The sequence below is a fragment of the Achromobacter spanius genome (genome assembly GCF_029637605.1).
GTDB lineage: Bacteria > Pseudomonadota > Gammaproteobacteria > Burkholderiales > Burkholderiaceae_B > Achromobacter > Achromobacter spanius_E.
Window position 1 is genome coordinate 4,469,642 of sequence record NZ_CP121261.1, and the last position, 22,761, is coordinate 4,492,402.

Consider the following 22,761-nt stretch of genomic DNA (forward strand, 5'->3'; position numbering starts at 1 on the left):
ATCATGGCAATACTGAAACGCCTGGCCGAAACTGCCCGGCCCGCCGTGCCCTTCACGCTGGACGGGCAAGCCTGCCAGGCCTTGGCGGGCGACACCGTGCTGACCGCCGTGCTGACCCAAGCCGAAAGCCTGCGCCAATCCGAATTCAGCGGCGCGCCGCGCGCTGGCTTTTGCATGATGGGCGCCTGCCAGGACTGCTGGATGCAGTTGGAAAACGGCTCGCGCCTGCGCGCATGTTCCACCTTCATCGAACCCGGCATGCGCCTGCAAAGCGCGCCCCTGCCGCCCGCCGCCGTGCCCGGCACCTTGGCGGTGGCCGCCTGGCCCGAGGACGACATCGCATGAGCATCGTGATGCCCGTTATCGTCGGCGCCGGTCCTGCCGGCGTGCGCGCCGCCCAGGCGCTGGTGGCCCAGGGCCTGCGGCCTGTCATCCTGGATGAAGCCCCACGCGCCGGCGGCCAGATCTATCGCCAGCCGCCACCGGGGTTCCAACGCCACAAGCCCGCGCTGTATGGCTTCGAACATCGCAAGGCCGATGCCGTGCACCGCGCCATGAACGCCCTGCTGCCGCAGGTGGACTACCGCCCCGGCAGCCTGGTGTGGAACGTGGAAGGCAAGACGCTGGACGTGCTGCAAGACGGCGTCAGCACCGCCGTGCCGTATACGCACCTGATCCTGGCCACGGGCGCCACCGACCGCGTGCTGCCGTTTCCCGGTTGGCTGACACCCGGCGTCTACACCTTGGGCGGATCGCAAGTGGCCTTGAAGTTCCAGGGCTGCGCCATCGGGTCGCGCGTGGTGTTCATGGGCACCGGGCCGCTGCTGTATCTGGTGGCCTACCAATACGCCCGCGCCGGCGCGCAGGTGGCGGCCGTGCTGGATACGTCGCGCTTTGCCGACCGCCTGGCGGCCTTGCCCGGCATGCTGCGCGCGCCCGGCCTGTTGGCCAAGGGGCTGTACTACATGGCGTGGCTGCGCGCGCATGGCGTGCCGCTGCGTAGCGGCGTGCGACCAGTGGCCGTGCAAGGTCAGACGCGCGTCGCGGGCCTGAGCTACCGCCAGGGCGGCCGCGAACACAGCGTGGAATGCGATGCGCTGGCCTACGGGCTGGCCCTGCGTTCCGAAACCCAACTGGCCAGCCTGGTCGGCTGCGAATTCGAATTCAATGCGCGCGACCGTAACTGGACGCCTCGGCGTGACACAGCCGGGCGCGGCAGCGTGCCGGGCGTCTACGTGGCCGGCGACGGCGCGGCAATCGGCGGTGCGGACGCCGCTGAACTGGCGGGTGAGCGCGCGGCGCTGGCGCTGCTGGAAGACATCGGGCAGCCGGTCGATGCCCCGCGCGCGCGGCTGCTCGAAAGCCGCCTTGCCGCCAACAGCCGAATCCGGACAGCGCTGGAACGCGCCTTCCCCTTTCCGGAGGATTGGGCGGCAAGCATTGCCGATGACACCGTTATCTGCCGTTGCGAAGACGTCACCGCCGGGACCGTGCGGCGCGCGGTCCACGACACGGCGGCACAAGAGATGAACCGCTTGAAGGCGCTGACGCGCGTAGGCATGGGCCGCTGCCAAGGGCGCATGTGCGGCGCGGCGGCAGCCGAGGTGCTGGCGCAGGCCTGTGGCCGCACACCCGCCGAAGTCGGACGCTTGCGCAACCAACCACCGGTCAAGCCCGTGCCGGTGCGCGTGGTGTGCCTGGAGCGCCAGGAAAAGGTATCGGCATGACGCAGCGCATCGACACCGAAGTGGCCATCATCGGCGGCGGCATCGTTGGCGGCAGCGCCGCGCTGTTCCTGCGCCGCGCCGGCGTGCCCGTCGTGCTGTTGGAATCCGCGCTGTGCGGCGCGCGCGCAAGCGGCGTGAACTACGGCGGCGTGCGCCGCCAGGGACGCGGCCTGGAACAGATGCCCTTGACGCGGCGTGCACACGAACTCTGGGGCCAGTTGCCAGCGCTGATCGGCATCGACGGCGAATACGTGCGCTCCGGCCATTTGAAACTGGCGGCGTCCGACGCCGACATGGCGCTGCTGGAAGCGTATCGCGACCGCACGCGCGGCTTCGGCATGAACCTGCGGCTGCTTGGCCGCCACGACCTTGCCGACCGCTTCGGCTGGCTGGGCCAGGACGTGGTGGGCGGATCGCTCTGCCCGGAAGACGGCCATGCCAACCCCAGGTTGGTGTCGCCCGCCTTTGCGCGAGCCGCCGCCGCGCTGGGCGCCGACGTGCGCGAAGGCGTGCGCGTCACCACCGCTGAACATGATGGCTCGCGCTTCATCGTGCGCGCCGAAGGGCTGGAAGTGCGCTCGCGCTACCTGCTGAATTGCGCGGGCGCCTGGGCCGGACAGTTCGCCGACAGCTTTGGTGAAGCCGTGCCCGAAACTGCCATCCACCCCTTGATGATGGTGACCGAGCCGCTGCCCGTCTTCATGGACGTCAGCCTGGGCGTACAAGGCGGCGGCATCTATGCGCGCCAGGTGGCGCGTGGCAACTGCGTAATTGGCGGCGGGCGCGGCGTGTCATCCGGCGCCGACTACGCACGGCCCGGCCGCACCGGCCTGGGCGGGCTGATGGCCAACGCCATCAAGCTGCTGCCGGTGCTGCGCGGCGCGCAGGTCATCCGTTTCTGGACGGGCGTGGAAGGCAACATGCCCGACCACAATCCGGTGCTGGGACCCAGCGCCACCACGCCTGGCCTGTTCCACGCCTTCGGCCTGTCGGGCGCCGGCTTTCAGATTGGCCCCGCCGTGGGTGAAGTGTTGTCCGAACTGGTCGTGCGCGGCCAGTCCTCCATTCCTATCGATGCGTTTCGCATTGAACGATACGCGGTGGCCGCTCACGGCGCCGTGGCTCGGCCTGGACCTGTTCGTGAGCAAACGCTGGAGTCACCATGATGGATAAGAAACAGGGCGCATTGCGCCTGAGCAAGGGGAAGCGGTTGTTGGGCGCGGCGATGTTGATGATGCTGTCGGCAGGCGCGATGGCGGATCAGAAGACGCTGTACGTCGGCATGAACGGCGGCGACATGGAGCGCGCGTTCACGCAGTACGTGTTCCCGCCCTTTGAAAAAGCCAACAACGTGAAGATCGTCGTCGTGCCCGGCACCTCGACCGACGTGCTGGCCAAGGCGCAAGCCTACAAGGACAACCCGCAGATGCACGTCATGTTCCTGGACGACGGCATCATGGCGCGCGCCATTTCAATGGGCCTGTGCCAACAGCTTAACGACGACCCCGTCCTGAAAGAGCTCTACCCCACCGCCGTGATGAAGGACCGCATGGCGGCCGGCATCGACATCGGCATGACCGGCCTGGGCTACAACACCAAGATGTTCGCCGACAAGGGCTGGGCGCCGCCCACGTCCTGGATGGACCTGGCCGACCCCAAGTACAAGGGCAAGGTGGTGTTCCAGTCGGCCTCCAGCAGCACCTTCGGCCTGCATGGCTTCCTGATGTTCAACCGCATCCAGGGCGGCGACGACAAGAACTACGAGCCCGGCTTCAAGAAGTGGCCCGACACCATCGGCCCCAACGTGCTGGAATACATCCCCAACTCGGCCAAGCTTGCCGAGATGATCCAGTCCAACGAAGCCGCCATCTTCCCCCTGACGCCCACCGCCATCGCACGCCTGAAGAAGCGCGACATTCCGGTGGAATACGCGCAGCCCAAGGAAGGCTCGGTGATCCTGATGGTGGGGGAATGCGTCATCGCCAAGAACAGCGAGCCGGAACTGTCGCAGAAACTGGCGCTGTATCTGTTGTCCGCCAGCGCGCAAGCCAAGGCGCTGGAAATGGGCGGCCACTTCCCGTCGAACAAAAACGTGAAAGCACCGGCTGACACCGTCGACACGCTCAAGCGCTTTCAGGGCTACATGGAAAACGCCAAGATCCTGGATTGGGACGAAGTGAACAAGGCGCGCCCCGCCTTCAACGCCCGCTGGAACCGCACCGTCGAACGTTGATAAGATCTTGCGGCGCGGCGCCTGTGGATAAACCGCCGGCGCCGCGCGCAACCCGACCGGGCGACTCGCACGACTCGCCCGATGCGTTCGACACAAGGAAAGAGACCCATGCGGCTCATCATCAACTCCGGCGGCCCCCAGGCAATCGACGCCTGGCGCGCGCAGTTCCACACCTTTGCGCCCGGCCTGGACGTGGTGGGCTGGCATGAAGACGTCGATCCCGCCAGCGTGGACTACGCCCTGGTCTGGGCGCCCGACGCCGGCCGCCTGGCCACCTTTCCCAACCTGAAACTGATCATCAGCGCCGGCGCCGGCGTCGACCACATCCTGGCCGACCCGCAACTGCCACGCCACCTGCCCATCGCGCGCATGGTCACCGCCCGCACCCAGACGGAAATGGCCGAATTCGTGCTGACGTCCGCGCTGATGCTTACCCGCGATATCAAGCGCGTTGTGGATAACCAGGCACGCCGACACTGGGAGCTTTTCGATTCCCTGCGGGTGGCGGCCGATGTGCGCGTGGGCATCATGGGGCTGGGGCATCTGGGCGTGGCGGCGGCCCAATTGCTGTCGCGTGTGGGGTTTCAAGTCAGCGGCTGGTCACGCGGGGCCAGCAAGCTGGACGGTTTGCCGTCCTATGCGGGACAGGGGCAGTTTGGCGAATTTCTGGGCAATACCGATTTGTTGGTTTGTTTGTTGCCTGCGACCGAGGCGACGAAGGGCATATTGAACACCGCCACCTTGTCGCAGTTGCCGCGCGGCGCCAGCCTGATCAACGCGGGGCGGGGGGCGCACATGGTGACGCAGGATGTGATTGCGGCGTTGGATAGTGGCCAGTTGCATCAGGCGGTGTTGGATGTGTTTGAAGCCGAACCGTTGCCGGAGGAGTCACCGTTGTGGTCGCATCCGGGGGTGATTATTACGCCGCATTGCGCGGCGATTCCCGACCGCAAGGAACGCGCCCGTCATACGTCGTGGTTGATTGCGGCGAATGAGCGTGGGGAAGCGTTGCCGAATATTTATGATCCGGGGCGGGGGTATTGAGGTGGTGAGATGATGGGTTACGCGCGTTTGACGTTGTCGCCCTTGCGCAGACCCGGACGCGCTTCACCCATCCTACGATGTATGAGTCAGTCCAAGCATTGGCACATCGCGTAAGCCCCAAAAGGCCGCCCGCGCGGCCGGCCTGGGGCGGGCCCTGCAAGATCTTTCACGCCACCGCCATCGTGCGCAAAAATGCCAAGCACGCAGGCCTCCCCTGCTGACGCCAGATTGCCGCAATTCGAGCATGGTGGGGTGGTGGCTGGTGGGGGGCGGGGAGTCGATCAGCCCGAGGGAATCCGTAGGGAGCCGTAGGCGTACGAGGATGACGACGGGGGGGGCCGCCTAGGCGAGTCCGGAGCGAAGGCTCCGGACCGCAATCGTTGACCCGCTCCCCACCAGCCGCCGCCACGCCGTGCGCCACCAGAACGCACCACGCCGTGCGTCACCAGAATGTCGCCATTCGTGCAGCACGACACCGCCACCCACCCATCGTCAAAAATCCCCACACCCCCCCAAAAACCGCAAAATCCGCAAATCCACCAAAGCTACATTGCCCTCCAAGGAGCAAGCATGAAGCCCGAAACCCGAACCCTTTACATCGAACGCCTCGACCCCGTTTTGCGTTGGCTTGCCGCCCACCCTGACGCCGACCCTGATCTGCACCAGCTTGCCGACCTGGCTTGCCTGTCGCCGTATCACTTTCACCGGGTCTACCGCGCCATGATCGGCGAAACGGTCAACGCCACCGTCCAACGCCTCCGCATGCATCGTGCCGCGGCGGCCTTGGCGGATTCGCAGGCCTCGCTCAGGGACGTTGCACAACGCGCCGGCTACGACTCCGACGCTGCGTTCAACCGGGCCTTCGGTGCTTTATTCGGCATCCCGCCGGGCCGGTATCGCGCCGCGCGCTCCCAACCCCTAGCCTCCCAGGAGATTGCCATGTACCCCATCGTCATCGAAAACTTTCCCGGCGCCACCTTGGCCGTCCTGCCGCACCAAGGCAGCTACCAGGATATCGGACCCGTCTTCACCCGCGCCTTCCTGCTTGCCCTGGGCCGTGGCATCGCCAACCCCGAATCCACCGGCTTCGGTATCTACTTCGACGACCCCGAACAAGTGCCCGAACGCCAACTGCGTTCGCTGGCCGGCATGGTCGTTCAACCTGATGCCGACCTCGGCGACGAACTCGAACGCTTCGACATCCCCGCTACTCGCTGCGCCATCCTCACCTACACCGGCCCCTACAACGAAATGGCCAAGCCCTACCAATGGATGTTCTCGGAATGGCTGCCCGCCAGCGGCATGGTCCCCGCCGACATCCCCATGTTCGAGCAGTACCTGAACGACCCTCGCACCACCCCGCCCGCCCAGTTGCAAACCCGCATCTGCCTCCCGCTGAAATAGCACCCCACGCTACCCCAGCACGCCCGCCAGGTACTGCCTGAGCCAGGCGTGCGCGGGGTCGTCCTGATATCGCTCGTGCCAGTACAGCGACACCGCAATCGGCGGCAACGTCAGCGGCACCTTCTGCGTCACGATCCGCGCCGCGCCCGCCATCGCCCGCGCGATGCTGGCCGGCATCGTCGCAATCAGATCCGACCCTTCCACAATGAACGGGCAAACCAGATAACTGGACAGCGTCGCCACAATCTTGCGGCTGCGGTTTTGCCCCAACAGGATGCGATCGATCGCCGTACTGAAATAGCGCGTATGCGCCGCCAGATCCAGATGGCCATAGCGCAGGTACGCATCCAGATTCCAACGCTTGCGCAAACACGGATGGCCTTCCCGCACGATGCACACCGCCGGCTCCTGATACAAGAACCGCGTGCGCAGATCCGGCGCCGGATCCGGGAAATAACCCGCAATCAACTCCACATGATTCGTGTCCAGCATGCTCAAGCCATGCTGCGGCCGCGCCGGCACGATTTGCAACTGAAAATGCGGTGCGTCCACCGCCAGACGCGGAATCAGCTTGGGCAGCAAGGTGTATTGAACATAGTCCGTGGCATACAGCGACAGCGTGCGTGACGAATGCGCCGGGTCGAACGCCTCGCGCGTACGCGTCGCGCGATGCCAGCTTTCCAGCAAAGGCTTGAAGTTCTGATGCAGCTCCAGCGCGCGCGGCGTCGGCTGCCACGTGCCGCCCTCGCGCACCAACAAGGGGTCGCCAAACAATTGCCGCAGCCGGTTCATCGCCGCGCTCATCGCGGGCTGGCTGATGTTCAGCGTCTCGGCCGCGCGCGACACGTTGCGGCACGCCATCAAGGCGTCGAAATGCATCAGCAGATTCAAGTCCGGATTTTTCACGGCCGCGCACCTATAAATGGCATCTATACAAATATAAACCTGTAGGACTGCTGTCATTGAAGTCACAGGCCTAGGATGGCCCTGTTGTTGCAGCGAACCAGGACCGGACACGCATGATCCGGCCACCACGAAGTTCTATCAACAAGGGGAAACCAAGCCATGAACCAAGGGCTGATACGCAGTTGCTTCCGCATTGCCGCCGGGGTCGCGTTGTTTGCCGCCGCCGGCACCGCCACCGCCGCGTGGCCGGACAAGGTGATCCGCATCGTCGTGCCGTTTGCCGCGGGTGGGTCCACCGACCTCATCGCCCGCAAGATCGCCGACGGACTGGGCCAGCGCCTGTCCGCCAACGTCATCGTTGAAAACCGGCCCGGCGCGGGCGGCACCGTGGGCACCGAATACGTGGCCCGCCAGCCGGCCGACGGCTACACCATGCTGATGGGCTCGGTCAGCACGCACGGCAGCGCCCCGTGTATCTATTCCAAGCTGCCCTACGACGCCGTCAAGGACTTCACGCCCCTGACCGTGGTGGCCACCATTCCCAACGTGATGTCGGTGAACCAATCGGTGCCCGCCAACACCTTGAAGGAGTTCGTGGCGCTGCTGAAGAAGGAGCCCGAAAAATACTCGTTCGCCTCCAACGGCCAGGGCACGTCCAACCACCTGGCGGCTGAACTCTTCAAGTCCACCGCGGGCGTATCCATGGTGCACGTGCCGTATCGCGGCTCCGGCCCCGCCCTCATCGATCTGGTGGGCGGCCAGGTCAACATGATGATGGACGTGGTGATGACGTCGTATCCCTACATCAAGGACGGCAAGATCAAGGCGCTGGCCGTGACCTCGCCCGAGCGTTCGTCCCTGTTGCCCGATGTGCCCACCGTCGCGGAATCCGGTTATCCCGGTTACGAGGCCATGGTGTGGTTCGGCATGCTGGCCCCCGCCAACATGCCCGAGCCGCTGCGCCAGCAGCTCACGGACGGCCTGGTGCAGACCCTGCACGCGCCCGCCATGAAAACGTACCTGGAACAGCAGGGCGCGCAGGTGTCGGACGTGGCGGGCCCCGCGTTCGCCACGATGATCAAAAGCGAGATCAGCAAATGGTGCGGGGTGGTCAAGCAAGCCGGCATCCGCCTGGACTGATCTTCCCTGGCTCGACCTTTTCTTTGGAACACACGATATGTATCGCATAGGGATAGACGTCGGCGGCACGTTCACCGACTTCACGATGATCGACGAGGACGCGGGCGTGGTGCACTTCCACAAAGTGCCCTCAACCCCGCACGACCCGTCCGAGGCCATTGCCACCGGCATCGGCCAGATGCTGGCGGACCATGACGTGACGCCCTCGCAGGTGTCGCACGTGGGCCACGGCACCACCGTTGCCACCAACCTCATCATCGAACGCAAGGGCGCGCGTGTTGGCCTGATCACCACGCGCGGCTTTCGCGACGTGCTGGAGATCGGCCGGCAGACGCGGCCCCACCTGTACGACTACAGCGTAGGCAAGCCGCCCGTGGCCGTGCCGCGTGAGTTCCGCATTGAAGTGAGCGAGCGCGTGAGCGCGTCGGGAGACGTGCTCACGCCGCTGGATGAAGCCCAGGTGCTGGCCGCCGCGCGGCAATTCGAAGAAGCCGGCATCGAGGCCGTCACCGTCTGCTTTCTGCACGCCTACCGCAACCCCGCGCACGAGCGCCGCGCCGCGCAGATCGTGGCCGAGGTCATGCCGGACGCCTACATCAGCATGTCGTCCGATGTGCTGCCCGAGTTCCGCGAATACGAGCGCCTGTCCACCACGGTGCTGAACGCGGCGGTGGGGCCGAAGATGGCGCGCTATCTGGAACGCTTCCTGCAACGGGTGCGTGACCTGGACATCAGCCACGAGCCACACACCATCCATTCCAACGGCGGCTTGATGTCGATCGGCACCGTGCGCCAATACCCCGTGCGCACCTGCCTGTCGGGCCCGGCGGCGGGCGTGGTGGGCGCGGCGGCGGTGGGGCGCGCCATCGGCAGTCTGAACCTGGTCACCTTCGACGTCGGCGGCACCAGCACCGACGTGTCGCTGGTGTGCGACGGGCGTCCGCTGTTTACTTCCCATCGGCAGGTGGCGGGCTACCCCGTCAAAACGCCCATGGTCGACATCCACGTGATCGGCGCGGGCGGCGGCAGCATTGCCTGGCTGGACGACGCGGGCGCCTTGAAGGTGGGACCGCACAGCGCGGGCGCGGTGCCCGGGCCGGTCGGCTATGGCCGTGGCGGGCAGGAGCCCACCATTACCGATGCCGAAATCGCGCTACAGCGCCTGAACCCGATCGCCTTGCTCAACGGACGCATGCCCGTGCACGCCCAAGCCGCGCGCGACGTGATCGAGCAGCGTGTGGCGCAGCCACTGGGGCTGGAACCCGAGGCCGCGGCCGAAGGTATTCTGCGCATCGCGGCGGCCAACATGAGCCGCGCCATCCGCGCCGTATCCACCGAACGCGGCTACGACCTGTCCTGCTTCGCGCTCTACGCCTACGGCGGCGCGGGGCCCTTGCACGCGGTGGAAGTGGCCGAGGAATGCGGCATCCCCGTGGTCATCGTGCCGCAGGAGCCGGGCACCATGTGCGCGCGCGGCATCTTGCTGAGCGACATCTCGTTCGACTTCGTGCAAAGCGAAATCTCGCTTGCGTCCGACGACACCTGGCCCGCCATCGCCGCTATCTTCGACGGCTTGCGCCAGCAGGCCGAGCGCTGGCTTGAAACGGAGCGCGTGGACTCGGCGCTGCGTGTGTGCCACAGCGCCATCGATGCGCGCTATGAAGGACAGAATTTTGAAGTGCAGGTCAGCCTGGATGGCGTGGACATGGGCGCGAGCGGCCACGCGGAATTCGCGCGCCGCTTTGCCGAGGCGCACGAGCGCGAATACGGCTACACCGTTGATGACCGCAAGGTGCAGATCATCAATTGCCGCATGCAGGCCGTGGGCCAGGTGGTGAAGGCGCCACTTGCGCCGCGCTACATCGGCGGCGAGCTGGAAGACGCCAGCCTGGGGCGGCGCAAGGCCTACTTCGGCGCCGTGCACGGCTGGCGCGAGACGCCCGTCTACGACCGCGACCGTGTGCCCACCGGCGCATGCTTCACCGGCCCCGCCCTGCTTGAGGAAATGAGCTCGACCACGGTGGTGGGCGTGGGCCACGCAGCCAGCGTGGACGAGTACGGCAACCTGATCATCCGTTTGCAAGGAGGCTTGCATGACTAAGCCCGAAGACGCCAAGAGCGACACCGCCACGCCCGACAATGCCAACGCCGCTGTGGCGCTGGCCGACCCCATCGGCATGGAGGTCTTCTGCAACCGCCTGCTGTCCATTACCGAGGATATGAACAACACGCTGGTGCGCGCGTCGTTCTCCACCAACATCAAGGAACGCAAGGACTGCTCCGTGGCCTTGTTCGACGCGGCCGGCAGGCTGGTGGCGCAAGGCACGCAGATTCCGCTGCACCTGGGTTCGCTGGATGGGGCCATGGGCGCAATCTTGCGCACTTACGCCGTGGATGACATCCGCGAGGGCGACGTGTTCATCTGCAACGACCCCTATCTGGCCGATGGCAGCCACCTGCCCGACATCAACATCGTCACGCCCGTGTTCTGGGACGGCGTGCTGCGCTTCTTCGCCGCCAACATCGCGCACCATTCGGACGTGGGCGGCGCGGTGCCCGGGTCCATCGCAGGCGGCTTGAAGTCGATATTCGAAGAAGGCATCCGCATCCCTGCCTGCCGCATCGCGCGCCACGGCCAGAACGATGAAGACATGCTGCGCCTGATCTGCGCCAACACCCGCGACCCCGAAGAGCGCGTGCTGGACCTGCGTGTGCAAATGGCCACCAACCGCCGTGGCGCGGCCGCCGTGCAAGGCCTGATCCGCCAGATGGGGCTGGACGCCGTGCTGCGCTCAGTGGACGACGTCATTGCCTACACGCGGCGCCGCCTGCTCAACCGCATTGCCGAACTGCAAGCGGGCAGCTACACCTTTCGCAGCGATCTGGATGACGACGGCATGGGCGGCGATCCCGTGCCCATCCAGGTGACGCTGACCGTCAGCCACGACAACCTGCACTTTGATTTTGCAGGCTCCGGTAAGCAGGCGCGCGGCGCGATGAACCTGCCGATCAATGCCTTGCGCGCCTGCGTGTACTACGCCGTGAAGGCGCTGCTGGACCCCGACCTTGCCCCCAACGCCGGCTTGTTCGACCCCATTACGCTGTCGGCCCCGGTGGGCACGATCACCAATCCGGAACATCCCGCCGCCGTGGGCGCGCGGTCCATTACCGCGCAGAAAGTCGCGGGCGCCATCTTCGGTGCCTTTCGTGGCCTGCTGCCGCCGGAAAAGACCATGGCGTCCAGCAATGATTGCTGCCCCGCCATCGTGTTTTCAGGCCGCTGGCGCGAGCGCGCGGGCCACTTCGTGTACCTGGAAACACTGGGCGGCGGCGCGGGTGCGCGCTTCGATGCGGACGGCATGGACGCGGTGCACGTACACATGACCAACACGTCGAACCTGCCCGTGGAAGCGCTGGAAAACGAATACCCCTTGCTGATGGACGAGTACGCGATGATCCAGGACTCCGGCGGCCCCGGCCGCACGCGCGGCGGCATGGCGATTGCCAAGCAGATTCGCGCGGTGGGCCCCGGCATCGTGTTCTCGGCGCGGTCGGATAGCCATACGGTGGGCGTGGCAGCGGGTGTCGATGGTGGCGGCGACGGGCGGCGTGCCCGGCTGGTGCGCAACTTCGGCACGCCGCAAGAGGAAGAACTGTTTTCCAAGACCGCCAACATCGCGTTGGAAGCCGGTGAAAGCGTGCGTATCGAAACACCGGGCGGCGGGGGCTATGGGCCGCCCGCCGAACGCACCCAGGCACGCATCGCGCAGGACCTGGCCGACGGCAAGATCAGCTTGGATGCGGCCCGCGCGGCCTACGGCATGCCAGGCGTGCGCGCGGGGGCTGCTACCCCACGTTGAGGGTCATGGAGTACTTCATCTTGTCGTGCGGGAAGGTGGTGATGGTGGCCAGCAGCAGCAAGCCGCCATCACCGTAGTAGCGGCGGGTGATGACGAAGCCGGCCGTCTTGGGTTCCACCTTGAGCTGCTTGGCGATGGTGGCGTTGATGGGCGTGGCCGAGAACTCCTGGTTGACCTCGGTGATGCGGTCGCCGAAATGGTCTTCGATCAGGCGCAGCAGCGAAATGCGCGATTTGACGTCCACGCGCACGTCCGAATGCTCGGGGTCCGCGTAGATCAGCGTGCTGGCGGCGGCGGTTCCCTGGTCATCCAGCGTTTTGATGGAGTTGATATGCAGCCAGGACTTGTCGGCGGGGCAGCCGAGTGCTTCGGCCAGCCGCTTGGGCAGCTTGATGGTGCGCACGTCCTGTACCAGCAGGGCGGCATTGCGCGCGTACTGGAGCAGGTCGGGAAATTGCGAGATGCGTTGCGTGAAGCGCGTGCTGGCGCGTGCCGTTTCCACGCGGGTGCCGACGCCGGGGCGGCGCGACACCATGCCCGCCACGGTCAGCATGCGGATGGCTTCACGGATGGTGTGGCGGCTGGCGTCGAACTGGTCGCAAAGCTCGTGCTCGGTGGGCAGCAGGGTCATCACGGGATAGCGGCCGGCGCTGATGTCCTGCGACAAGGTTTGAAAAATGCTCTTGTAGCGGGGGCCGGCGTCAATATCCGGCGCTTGCGATTCGGGCTTGCCACGCGCTTGCCGTGCTCCACCGGGGCCGGTTGCGCGCTCGGAGGATCGGGTCATTGGGGAGGCTCCTTGACTTGTTATATGGGGTTTGTACGGACGATAACCCGATTGACAACGATGTCCGGTCGGATTCATTATTTGTCCGGACATTCATGTACGGACAAAGTGTACCAACAAATCGGGGGTTCTCATGAGCAAGGTACTTGCAGTACTCGCAGCGGCAACCGTGGCCGCAGGGCTCAGCGCCAACGCCATGGCGCAGCAGAAGTTGGTGGTGGCAGGTTATGGCGGCTCGTTCGAAGACATCATGCGCAAGGACATCTTCCCGCCCTTCGCCAAGCAGCACGGCGTTGAGCTGGACTATGTGGCCGGCAATTCCACCAACACGGTGGCACGCCTGCAGGCGCAGAAAAGCAACCAGCAGATAGACGTCGCCATCATTGATGACGGCCCCATGTACCAAGCCATTGCGCTGGGCTTTTGTGCCCCCATCAAGGGACTGCCCGCCGACGACCTCTACGCCACCGCGCGTTACAAGGACGACAAGGCGGTGGCCATCGGCATCGTGGCCACCGGCATCATGTACAACAAGAAGGCTTTCGAAGAGAAGAAGTGGGCCCCGCCCACGTCGTGGAAAGACCTGAAAGATCCCAAGTACAAGAAGCTGTTGGTGGTGCCGCCGTTGAACAACACCTACGGCTTGCACGCCGTGGTGGAATACGCCCGCGAAGGCGGTGGCGGCGAAAAGAACATCGACGCCGGCTTCACCACCTTCAAGAATGATATCGGCCCCAACGTGCTGGTCTATGAGCCCTCACCGGGCAAGATGACCGAGCTGTTCTCCAGCGGCCAGGCCTTGATCTCCGTCTGGGGCAGCGGCCGCGCCAAGTCGTTCGCCGATACCGGCTTCCCGGTGGGCTTCGTGTACCCCCAGGAAGGCGCCTACGCCTTGCTGTCATCCGTGTGCCCGGTGGCCAAGCCCAACGCCAACCCCGCCGCCCAGGCCTTCGTGCAGTACCTGGTGTCGCCCGAGGTGCAGGAAAAGCTGGCCTCCGCCTATGGCTACGGCCCGGTCAACAAGAAGGCCAAGGCGGTTGACGACCCGCGCGTGCCGCTGCCGATCGGCAAGCGCGCCGATGACCTCATCGTGATCGACTGGGACACCGTCAACCAGAATCGCGACGAATGGAACAAGCGCTGGACGCGGGAAGTCGAGCGCTGACGCGCAATCGCCGGTAGTGCAATACGGGGCGGCGCGGCGCGCCGCTCACGGGAGCCTTCATGACCTATCTAGTGTTGAACCGCCTTAGCAAGCGCTATGGCGAGACCACCGCTGTGCAAGAGCTGAGCCTGTCCGTGAACCGGGGCGAATTCATTTCGCTGCTGGGGCCCTCGGGTTGCGGCAAGACGACCACCCTGCAAATGATTGCGGGCTTTGTCGAACCCACGGGCGGCAGCATCGTGCTGGACGGCCGCGATGTCAGCCGCGTGCCGGCCAACAAGCGTGGCCTGGGCCTGGTGTTCCAGAACTACGCACTGTTTCCGCACATGACGGCGGCCGAGAACGTGTCGTTTGGTCTTGAGATGCAGCGGGTCAAGAAGGATGAACGCGAGTCGCGCGTGGCTGATGCGTTGAAGCTGGTGGGCTTGTCGCACCTGGCGGACCGCCATCCCGCGCAGATGTCGGGCGGGCAACAGCAGCGGGTGGCCTTGGCCCGCGCGCTGGTCATCCGGCCCAGTGTGTTGCTGCTGGACGAACCGCTGTCCAACCTGGACGCCAAGCTGCGCGAGGAGATGCAGCTGGAATTGCGCAGCATCCAACGCACCATCGGCACCACCACCATCCTGGTCACGCACGATCAGTCCGAGGCGCTGGCGCTGTCGGACCGCATCGTAGTCATGAACCAGGGCCGCGTGGAACAGGTGGCCGAACCCTTCCAGGCTTACGAAGGGCCGGCCAGCCATTTCGTGGGCGGCTTCCTGGGCAAGGCCAATGTGTTCACGCCCAAGTCCGAGCAGTACGAAAACGAAGCGCGCGCCCGCATCGGCGAGGCGCATATTCCGATGGCCGGCGCGCCGGTGCCGCAAGGCGCGGTGATCGTGCGGCCTGAAAAGATCCTGTTTTCCGAACCTGCCGCCTGTGCCCTGCCGGGCCGCATGAAGACTCGCGTCTTCCAGGGCAACCACTGGCTATGCCAGGTGGATACGTCGGTGGGCGAAGTGATGGTGATCCGCCAGAACGACGGCGTGCCGGTGCCCGCCGAGGGCGAGGCCGTGCATTTGCGCTGGCGCGCGCAAGACATGTGCGAGGTTGCGTCCGCGCCGCAGGGCCGCCCGTCATGAGTACGCGCACCAACCCCTGGGTGCTGAGCGCGCCGGCGCTGGTGGTGTATGCCACCTTCCTGGTGGTGCCGATGGCGCTGGTATTTCTCATCAGCTTTTTCGACTTCCAGTTCTACGGCGGAATGCAGGCCACGTTCACCTGGAAGAACTACTTCGAGATCTTCAGCGACGGCTATTACTACGAGATCTACGCGCGCACGTTCGGCGTGGCCGCCGCCGTGACCGTGGCCTGCCTGGTGCTGGGCACGGCCGAAGCGTATGTGTTGTCGCGCATGGCCAACCCATGGAAGGGCTTGTTCCTGATGGTGGTGCTGGGGCCGCTCTTGATTTCGGTGGTGGTCCGCACGCTGGGCTGGGCGCTGTTGTTCGGTTCCACCGGCCTGATCAACAAGGTGTTGATGGGCATCGGCCTGACCTCGACACCCGTGGACCTGATGTACAGCAACCTGGGCGTGGGCATCGCGCTGACGCACGTGCTGGTGCCCTTCATGGTGATTTCGGTGTGGGCGTCCTTGCAACGGATAAACCCGGCTACGGAAGCCGCCGCGCTGTCGTTGGGTGCGTCGCAGTTCACCGTGATCCGCCGCGTCATCGTGCCGCAGGTCATGCCAGGCATTCTGTCGGGCGCCATCATGGTGTTTGCGATGGCGGCAAGTTCCTTCGCCACGCCGGCCATCATCGGCGGGCGGCGGCTGAAGAACGTGGCGACCGCCGCCTACGACGAATTCCTGAATACGCTGAACTGGCCGCTGGGCGCGGCCCTGGCGGTAGTGCTGCTGCTGGCGACCGTGGTGGTGTTGCTGTCGGCCAACCGCATCATCGAACGCAAGTACGGCGCCGTCTTCAACCAGGCCGGAGGCTGAGATGCAATTTCGTAACGGCCCCATCGGCCTGGTATTCCACACGCTGTTCATCCTCTTCATCCTGGCGCCGATCGTCATGGTGTGCGCGGTGGCGTTCACCTCTGAAGGCTTTATCTCGCTGCCCACCAGCGGGCTGTCGCTGCGCTGGTTCCGCGCCATTCTGGACAATCCGCGCTTCATTGAAGCGTTCTGGTTCAGCCTGGGGCTGGGTACGCTGTCGGCAACGTTGGCCATCGGCCTGGCCGTGCCCAGTGCGCTGGCGCTGGCTCGCAACCGCTTCCCCGGCCGCGAGGCGCTGGTGGCCTTCTTCCTGTCGCCGCTGATGATTCCGCATGTGGTGCTGGGGTTGGCCTTCCTGAAGTTCTTCACCACGGTGGACCTGGCCGGCACCTATGTGGGCCTGGTGGTGGCGCACGTGATATTGGTGATGCCCTACGCGCTGCGCCTGGTGCTGGCGTCGGCCACCGGCATCGACCCCGCGCTGGAGCGCGCCGCGCAGTCGCTGGGCGCGTCCAACTGGACGGCGTTCCGGCGCGTGGTGCTGCCACTGCTGTTGCCGGGCGTGGTCAGCGGTTGGGTGATCGCCTTCATTACGAGCTTTGACGAATTGACCATGTCGATTTTCATTGCCTCACCGTCCACGACGACGTTGCCGGTGCGCATCTTCCTGCACATCGAAGACACGATCGACCCGCTGGTCACCGCCGTGTCGGCCGTGCTGATCTACGTGACCATCATCGCCATCTTCATCCTGGACCGCGTGGTCGGCCTGGAAAAGCTGTTTGTAGGAAAGGGACGCTAATGACGGACGAGAAAGAACTGGCGCCCCGCGCGCCCGTGCATCGCGGCATTTATGACGCCGTGGTGATCGGCGGGGGCTTGGTGGGTTCGGCCATCGCTTATGGCTTGCGGCGCGAACTGGATCACGTGGCCGTGCTGGACGAAGGCGACGTGGCTTACCGCGCGTCACGCGGGAACTTCGGGCTGGTGTGGGTGCAGAGCAAAGGCATGGGCCTGCCGCGCTACGGCGTGTGGACCATGACGTCCGCCTCGGGCTGGCCGCGCCTGGCCGCGCAACTGCTGGATGAGACCGGCGTGGACGTGCATCTGGAGCAACGCGGCGGCCTGCACGCACTGCTGAGCGACGAAGAGGTAGAGGCGCGCGGCACGTTCATGAAGACCCTGCTGGCACAGCCCGGCATGGCGCAGTACGACTGGAAGCTGTTGGACCGCGCCGAAGTGGCCGATCTTGTGCCGGGCATCGGCCCCGATGTGCGCGGCGCCACTTGGACGCCGGTGGACGGCATAGCCAACCCGCTCAAGCTGCTGCGCGCGCTGCATGCGAGTTTTGCACAGCGGGTTGTGGATTACCTGCCGCGCCGTCCGGCGCAAGGCATCAAGCAGCGCGATGGCGTGTTCGAGATCGCGACCCCGGGCGGCACGGTGCGCGCACATAAGCTGGTGCTGGCATCCGGCCTGTCCAACAAGGAGCTGGGCACGCAAGTTGGCCTGGACGTGCCCGTGCGCCCGCAGCGCGGCCAGATCGTGGTGCTGGAACGCACGCGCCGCATGCTGGAGACGCCGTTGTCCACCTTGCGCCAGACCGATGAAGGCACCTGGCTGATCGGCGATTCGCAGGAAGAAGCCGGCTATGTGGATAACCTGGTTGGCCTGCCCATCCTGGGTACGCTGGCCGACCGTGCCGTGCGCACGCTGCCGGCCCTGCGCGACGTGCGCGTGGTGCGCAGCTGGGCGGCGCTGCGCGTGATGTCCAAGGACGGCTTTCCCATTTATCAGCAATCCGAAACGTGCCCCGGCGCCTTCGTCGCCACCTGTCACAGCGGTGTGACGCTGGCCGCCGCGCACGCGCTCAATCTGGCGCCCATGATTGTGGCCGGCAAGCTTGCCGACGACATGGCGCCCTTCTCGACCCGGAGGTTCCATGTTCAAGAGGCTTGACGAGGCGCAGCGCCAGACGCAAAGCGCGCCCGTGCGCGTGACGGTCAATGGGGCCGAACTGCAATGCCGCCCGGGCGATACGGTGGCGGCGGCGTTGTTCGCGGGCGGCGTGTCGGCCTGTCGCGACACGGCGGTGAACGAAGTGCCGCGCGGCCCCTATTGCATGATGGGCGTGTGCTACGACTGCCTGGTCACCATTGATGGCCAGGCGAACCAGCAGGGCTGCATGACGGCCGTGCGCGAGGGCATGAAGATCGAGCGCCAGTTGGGCGCGCGCAAGGTGCAGGCATGATCGAAACAACGCAATGCGATTTGCTGGTGGTGGGCGCGGGCCCGGCGGGCCTGGCGGCGGCAACGCTGGCGGCCACGTTGGGCGTGGACACCGTGCTGTTGGATGAACAACCGGCGCCGGGCGGCCAGATCTATCGCGCCATCACCACCACGCCGGTCACCGACCGGGGCATCCTGGGCGAAGACTATTGGCATGGCGCGTCGCTAGTGGGGCCGTTCAAGCAATCGGGCGCGCGCTACGTGCCGGGCGCCACCGTCTGGGCCGTGGCTGAGCGCACGGCGCCGCAGCCCGATAAAGGGTTCGAGGTGGCGTATTCGGTGGCGGGCGAGGCGCGCATTGTGCACGCGCGCCGGCTGCTGCTGGCCACGGGCGCGCAAGAGCGGCCCTTCCCGATTCCGGGCTGGACGCTACCCGGCGTGATCACGGCGGGCGCGGCGCAGATTCTGCTGAAGTCGGCGGGTGTGGTGCCGGCCGACCGCACGGTGCTGGCGGGCAGCGGTCCGCTGCTTTATCTGGTGGCCTGGCAATACCTGAATGCCGGCGTGAAGATCGACGCGCTGCTGGAAACCACGCCGCCCGGACGCATGGGCCAGGCGCTGCCCAAAGTGTGGGGATTCCTGCGCTCGCCTTATCTGGGCAAGGGCTTGAAGCTGCTGCGCGCCGTCAAGGCGGCAGTGCCGATCACGCGCGGCGTGACGGCCTTGGAAGCGCTGGGCAATGGCAAGCTGGAAAGCGTGCGCTACACGGCGGGCGGCGTCACCAAGACCTTGCCCGCTGAACAACTGATGCTGCATCAGGGCGTGGTGCCCAACGTGAACCTGTCGCGCGCCGTGGGGGCGGAGCACCGCTGGAACGACGCACTGGACTGTTGGGAGCCACAGGTCGACGAATGGGGTTTGACGTCGGTGGACGGCATCGGCATGGCGGGCGATGGCGCGGGGATCGCGGGCGCGCTGGCAGCGGAGCATCGGGGCCGGCTGGCCGCCTTGCAGGCCGCGCATCTGCTGGGCCGCATCGATGCCCGCAAACGCGATAGCGAGGCCGTGACGCCGCGAGACGCGCTGGCTCGTGCCGTCAGGGGCCGCGAGTTCTTCGACGCGCTGTACAAGGCGCCAGACGCCTTCCGGCGGCCCACCGGCGACACTATCGTGTGCCGCTGCGAGGAAGTCACCGCCGCGCAAGTGCGCCAGACGGTCAAGCTGGGCTGCACTGGTCCGAACCAGATGAAGGCCTTTCTGCGTTGCGGCATGGGGCCGTGCCAAGGACGCTTCTGCGGGCTGACCGTGGCCGAGATCATTGCCGAGGAACGCGGCGTGCCGACGCAGGAAGTGGGCTATTACCGGCTGCGCTTCCCGACCAAGCCGCTGACCTTGGGAGAACTCGCGTCGCTGCCGCAGACGGATGATTCCCGCCAGGCCGTGGTCCGTCTGAAGAAGTAATGCCATGACCGATGCAACGCGGTCGGCGCAAGTCATCATCATCGGCGGCGGCCTGCATGGCAGCTCGGCGGCGCTGCATCTGGCGCGCGCCGGCGTGTCGGCCCTGGTGATCGAAAAGAACTACGTGGGGCGGCATGCCTCGGGCGTGAACGCGGGTGGCGTGCGCACCTTGTCGCGGCACTTGGCCGAAGTGCCGCTGGCGCTGGCCTCGCGTGAAATTTGGTATCGCATCGGCGAGCTGGTGGATGACGACTGCGGCTTCGAGCAGCACGGCCAGGTGCGCGTGGCCGAGGACGCCGCCGATGTCCAGGCGCTGCAAACGCGCTTGCGCACGATGACCGATCACGGCTACACGCACGAACAATGGATCAGCGCCGACGACCTGCGTGACATGATCCCGATGATTGCGCCCAGCATCCAGGGCGGCTTGATCGCGCGTGAGGATGCGGCGGCCGACCCCTACCGCACGACGCTGGCGTTTCGCAGTAAGGCCGCAAGCCTGGGCGCGCGTTTTCTGGAAGGCGTGCGCGTGGACCGCGTGTCGCAAGACGGCGGACAGTGGCGCGTGGACACCGATGCGGGCACCTACACCGCGCCGCAGGTGTTGAACTGCGCGGGCGCCTGGGCCGACCGTATCGCCGCGCAATGGGGCGAGCCGGTGCCGTTGTTGGCGATCAGCCCGATGATGCTGGTGACCTTGCGCATGGACCACTTCCTGGATCCGGTCGTGCTGGGCACGGGGCGCGCGCTCTCTTTCAAGCAGCGCACGAACGGCACGGTGCTGATCGGTGGCGGGCGGCGCGCCTGGGTGGATCGCGACGCGGAATGGACCGAGCTGGACTTTCGTTCCCTGGCCGAAGGCGCGCGCACGGTCTGCGACCTGTTTCCGCACATGCGCCACGCCGTCGTGAACCGGGGCTGGGCCGGCATCGAAGCGGCCATGCCGGACGAGATTCCGGTCATTGGCCGCAGCAGCCGCCACGAGACCGCCTTCCATGCCTTCGGCTTTTCGGCGCATGGTTTCGAACTGGGGCCGATCGTGGGTCGCATCATGGCCGACCTGATCACCACCGGCGCGACGGACATGCCGATTGAGCCATTCCGGATTGAACGTTTTTCGGACGCCACGATGGCGCCCACCCCATCAGAAAAGGAGCAAGACGTATGAACAACGATATCGTGCGCAAAGACACCAACCAGCGCCTGAGCCGCATCGTGATCCACGGCGATACGGTCTATGTGGCAGGCGTGACGTCAACGGCCGAGGGCGGCATCGTCCCGCAGACGCGCGACGTGCTGGCGAAGATCGACGGCTATCTGGCGCAGGCCGGCACCGACAAATCGCGGCTGTTGTCGGTGCAGATCTGGTTGAAGGATATCGACCAGGACTTCGCCGGCATGAACAGCGTGTGGGCCGAGTGGGCGTTGCCCGAGGCGATGCCCACCCGCGCCACCTGCGAGGCCAAGCTGGCCGCGCCGGAGCTGTTGGTGGAGATCATCGTGACGGCCGCCAAGCGGCCGGGGTATGTCAGCGGGCCGGTGTCTGAAAGCTGATCTGACCGGGGCGGCCCGGCAGGTTCAGGGTGGCCGTGGCGGGCGGCGTGGTCGCGATGACCTGGCCGGCGCGCAGCACCATCAGCCGGGTAGCACGCAGGCGTAGCGCCTCGACGGGGTCGCGCGCTTGCAGCAGCACCAGGTCGGCGCGCTTGCCGACCGCGATGCCCGTGTCGTCCAACCCCAGGATCTTGGCGGGCGTGGTCGTCACGGCCTCGAAACAGGCGCGCATGGCGTCCTGGCCCGTCATCTGAGCCACATGCAGGCCCATGTGCGCTACTTCCAGCATGTCGCCCGAACCCAGGCTGTACCAGGGGTCCATCACGCAGTCATGGCCGAAGGCCACCGGCACGCCGGCCGCCATCAATTCGGGCACGCGCGTCATGCCTCGGCGCTTGGGATAAGTGTCGTGGCGGCCTTGCAGCGTGATGTTGATCAGCGGGTTGGCAATGGCAGCCACGCCCGCTTCGCGGATCAGCGGGATCAGCTTGGACACGTAGTAGTTGTCCATCGAATGCATGGACGTCAGGTGCGAACCGGTCACGCGGCCATGCAGGCCCAGGCGCTGCGTGTGATAGGCCAGCGTTTCGATGTGGCGTGACAGCGGGTCGTCGCTTTCGTCGCAGTGCATGTCCACGCGCAGGCCGCGCTCGGCGGCCAGTTCGCACAGGATGCGGACAGATTCGGCGCCGTCCTGCATGGTGCGTTCAAAGTGCGGAATGCCGCCCACCACGTCCACGCCCATGTCGAGCGCGCGCTTCAGGTTGTCCAGCGCGCCGGGCGCGCGCAGCACGCCGTCTTGCGGGAAGGCGACCAGTTGCAGGTCCAGGTACGGTTTGACCTGCTCGCGCACGTGCAGCAGCGCTTCGGTGGCCAAGAGGCGCGGGTCACAGACGTCCACGTGCGAACGGATGGCCAGCAGGCCACGGGCGACGGCCCAGTCGCAATACGCCAGCGCGCGTTCCACCAGCGCTTCCTGTGTCAACAGCGGCTTCAGCTCGCCCCACAACGCGATGCCTTCCAGCAGCGTGCCGGACTGGTTCACGCGCGGCAGCCCAAACGACAGCGTGGAGTCCATATGAAAGTGCGCGTCCACGAACGGCGACGTCACCATCTGACCGGCCGCATCGATGGTCTGGCCGGCCTCGGCCTTCAACGCCGGTTCCACCGCCGTAATACGCCCCTGCGCCACGCCGATGTCGATATTCGTGCGGCCATCGGGCAGCGTGCAATTCTTGATGATCAGGTCGAGCATGGTTGGGTCCTA

At 66.0% G+C, this 22,761-nt stretch carries 21 protein-coding genes; 18 read left to right on the forward strand and 3 right to left on the reverse strand.

Annotated features, from left to right (window positions below; genetic code table 11):
* Positions 1-3: 3 nt before the first annotated feature.
* The 6 genes from P8T11_RS19990 (at position 4) to P8T11_RS20015 (ending at position 6,408) form a co-directional block, all read left to right on the forward strand.
* Positions 4-345: a (2Fe-2S)-binding protein gene (locus P8T11_RS19990; RefSeq protein ID WP_268080404.1), complete on the forward strand. Its 342-nt coding sequence runs from the start codon at positions 4-6 to the stop codon at positions 343-345.
* On the forward strand, positions 342-1,727 hold the full coding sequence (locus P8T11_RS19995; protein WP_268080403.1) for an NAD(P)/FAD-dependent oxidoreductase: 1,386 nt from the start codon (positions 342-344) through the stop codon (positions 1,725-1,727). The genes P8T11_RS19990 and P8T11_RS19995 overlap by 4 nt, the downstream gene beginning before the upstream one ends.
* Positions 1,724-2,893, forward strand: a complete 1,170-nt coding sequence (locus P8T11_RS20000; RefSeq protein WP_268080402.1) for an NAD(P)/FAD-dependent oxidoreductase — start codon at positions 1,724-1,726, stop codon at positions 2,891-2,893. Before P8T11_RS19995 ends, P8T11_RS20000 begins: the two co-directional genes overlap by 4 nt.
* Positions 2,890-3,960, forward strand: coding sequence for an ABC transporter substrate-binding protein (locus P8T11_RS20005; RefSeq protein ID WP_268080401.1), 1,071 nt, complete (start codon positions 2,890-2,892; stop codon positions 3,958-3,960). The genes P8T11_RS20000 and P8T11_RS20005 overlap by 4 nt, the downstream gene beginning before the upstream one ends.
* A 108-nt stretch (positions 3,961-4,068) precedes the next feature.
* Positions 4,069-5,004, forward strand: coding sequence for a 2-hydroxyacid dehydrogenase (locus P8T11_RS20010; RefSeq protein ID WP_268080400.1), 936 nt, complete (start codon positions 4,069-4,071; stop codon positions 5,002-5,004).
* A gap of 570 nt (positions 5,005-5,574) precedes the next feature.
* Entirely contained in the window at positions 5,575-6,408 is an 834-nt protein-coding gene (locus P8T11_RS20015) for an AraC family transcriptional regulator (protein WP_268080399.1), read from the forward strand.
* Positions 6,409-6,417: 9 nt separating this feature from the next.
* On the opposite strand, the gene P8T11_RS20020 is transcribed toward P8T11_RS20015, so the two are convergent.
* Positions 6,418-7,371, reverse strand: coding sequence for a LysR family transcriptional regulator (locus P8T11_RS20020; protein ID WP_268080398.1), 954 nt, complete (start codon positions 7,369-7,371; stop codon positions 6,418-6,420).
* 102 nt (positions 7,372-7,473) lie between these two features.
* Here P8T11_RS20020 and P8T11_RS20025 point away from each other — a divergent pair, with 102 nt between their 5' ends.
* Genes P8T11_RS20025 through P8T11_RS20035 form a run of 3 tightly spaced genes read left to right on the forward strand, consistent with a single transcriptional unit; the run spans position 7,474 to position 12,314 of the window.
* Positions 7,474-8,454, forward strand: coding sequence for a Bug family tripartite tricarboxylate transporter substrate binding protein (locus tag P8T11_RS20025; RefSeq protein ID WP_268080396.1), 981 nt, complete (start codon positions 7,474-7,476; stop codon positions 8,452-8,454).
* Between the two features lie 37 nt (positions 8,455-8,491).
* Positions 8,492-10,555 (forward strand): hydantoinase/oxoprolinase family protein, encoded by a 2,064-nt coding sequence (locus P8T11_RS20030; protein WP_268080395.1) that lies wholly within the window; start codon positions 8,492-8,494, stop codon positions 10,553-10,555.
* Positions 10,548-12,314 (forward strand): hydantoinase B/oxoprolinase family protein, encoded by a 1,767-nt coding sequence (locus tag P8T11_RS20035; protein ID WP_268080394.1) that lies wholly within the window; start codon positions 10,548-10,550, stop codon positions 12,312-12,314. Before P8T11_RS20030 ends, P8T11_RS20035 begins: the two co-directional genes overlap by 8 nt.
* Here the strand turns inward: P8T11_RS20035 and P8T11_RS20040 are convergent.
* Positions 12,301-13,101: a GntR family transcriptional regulator gene (locus tag P8T11_RS20040; protein ID WP_268080393.1), complete on the reverse strand. Its 801-nt coding sequence runs from the start codon at positions 13,099-13,101 to the stop codon at positions 12,301-12,303. The two genes, P8T11_RS20035 and P8T11_RS20040, sit on opposite strands and share 14 nt — an antisense overlap.
* A gap of 133 nt (positions 13,102-13,234) precedes the next feature.
* On the opposite strand from P8T11_RS20040, the gene P8T11_RS20045 reads away from it, so the two are divergent.
* The 9 genes from P8T11_RS20045 to P8T11_RS20085 are packed head-to-tail and all read left to right on the forward strand — an operon-like array spanning position 13,235 to position 21,494.
* Positions 13,235-14,266, forward strand: a complete 1,032-nt coding sequence (locus tag P8T11_RS20045; protein ID WP_268080392.1) for an ABC transporter substrate-binding protein — start codon at positions 13,235-13,237, stop codon at positions 14,264-14,266.
* A gap of 59 nt (positions 14,267-14,325) precedes the next feature.
* On the forward strand, positions 14,326-15,387 hold the full coding sequence (locus P8T11_RS20050; RefSeq protein WP_268080391.1) for an ABC transporter ATP-binding protein: 1,062 nt from the start codon (positions 14,326-14,328) through the stop codon (positions 15,385-15,387).
* Entirely contained in the window at positions 15,384-16,250 is an 867-nt protein-coding gene (locus P8T11_RS20055; RefSeq protein WP_050447399.1) for an ABC transporter permease, read from the forward strand. The genes P8T11_RS20050 and P8T11_RS20055 overlap by 4 nt, the downstream gene beginning before the upstream one ends.
* Before the next feature lies 1 nt (position 16,251).
* On the forward strand, positions 16,252-17,052 hold the full coding sequence (locus P8T11_RS20060; RefSeq protein ID WP_050447400.1) for an ABC transporter permease: 801 nt from the start codon (positions 16,252-16,254) through the stop codon (positions 17,050-17,052).
* A complete protein-coding gene (locus P8T11_RS20065) occupies positions 17,052-18,209 on the forward strand; it encodes an NAD(P)/FAD-dependent oxidoreductase (protein ID WP_268080390.1) in 1,158 nt (385 codons plus the stop codon). Before P8T11_RS20060 ends, P8T11_RS20065 begins: the two co-directional genes overlap by 1 nt.
* Entirely contained in the window at positions 18,193-18,501 is a 309-nt protein-coding gene (locus P8T11_RS20070; protein WP_100853655.1) for a (2Fe-2S)-binding protein, read from the forward strand. Before P8T11_RS20065 ends, P8T11_RS20070 begins: the two co-directional genes overlap by 17 nt.
* Positions 18,498-19,940 (forward strand): NAD(P)/FAD-dependent oxidoreductase, encoded by a 1,443-nt coding sequence (locus tag P8T11_RS20075; RefSeq protein ID WP_268080389.1) that lies wholly within the window; start codon positions 18,498-18,500, stop codon positions 19,938-19,940. The genes P8T11_RS20070 and P8T11_RS20075 overlap by 4 nt, the downstream gene beginning before the upstream one ends.
* Positions 19,941-19,944: 4 nt before the next feature.
* On the forward strand, positions 19,945-21,108 hold the full coding sequence (locus P8T11_RS20080) for an NAD(P)/FAD-dependent oxidoreductase (protein ID WP_268080388.1): 1,164 nt from the start codon (positions 19,945-19,947) through the stop codon (positions 21,106-21,108).
* Positions 21,105-21,494, forward strand: a complete 390-nt coding sequence (locus P8T11_RS20085; protein WP_268080387.1) for a RidA family protein — start codon at positions 21,105-21,107, stop codon at positions 21,492-21,494. The genes P8T11_RS20080 and P8T11_RS20085 overlap by 4 nt, the downstream gene beginning before the upstream one ends.
* Here the strand turns inward: P8T11_RS20085 and P8T11_RS20090 are convergent.
* Entirely contained in the window at positions 21,469-22,749 is a 1,281-nt protein-coding gene (locus P8T11_RS20090) for an amidohydrolase family protein (protein WP_268080386.1), read from the reverse strand. The genes P8T11_RS20085 and P8T11_RS20090 overlap by 26 nt on opposite strands.
* Positions 22,750-22,761: the final 12 nt, after the last annotated feature.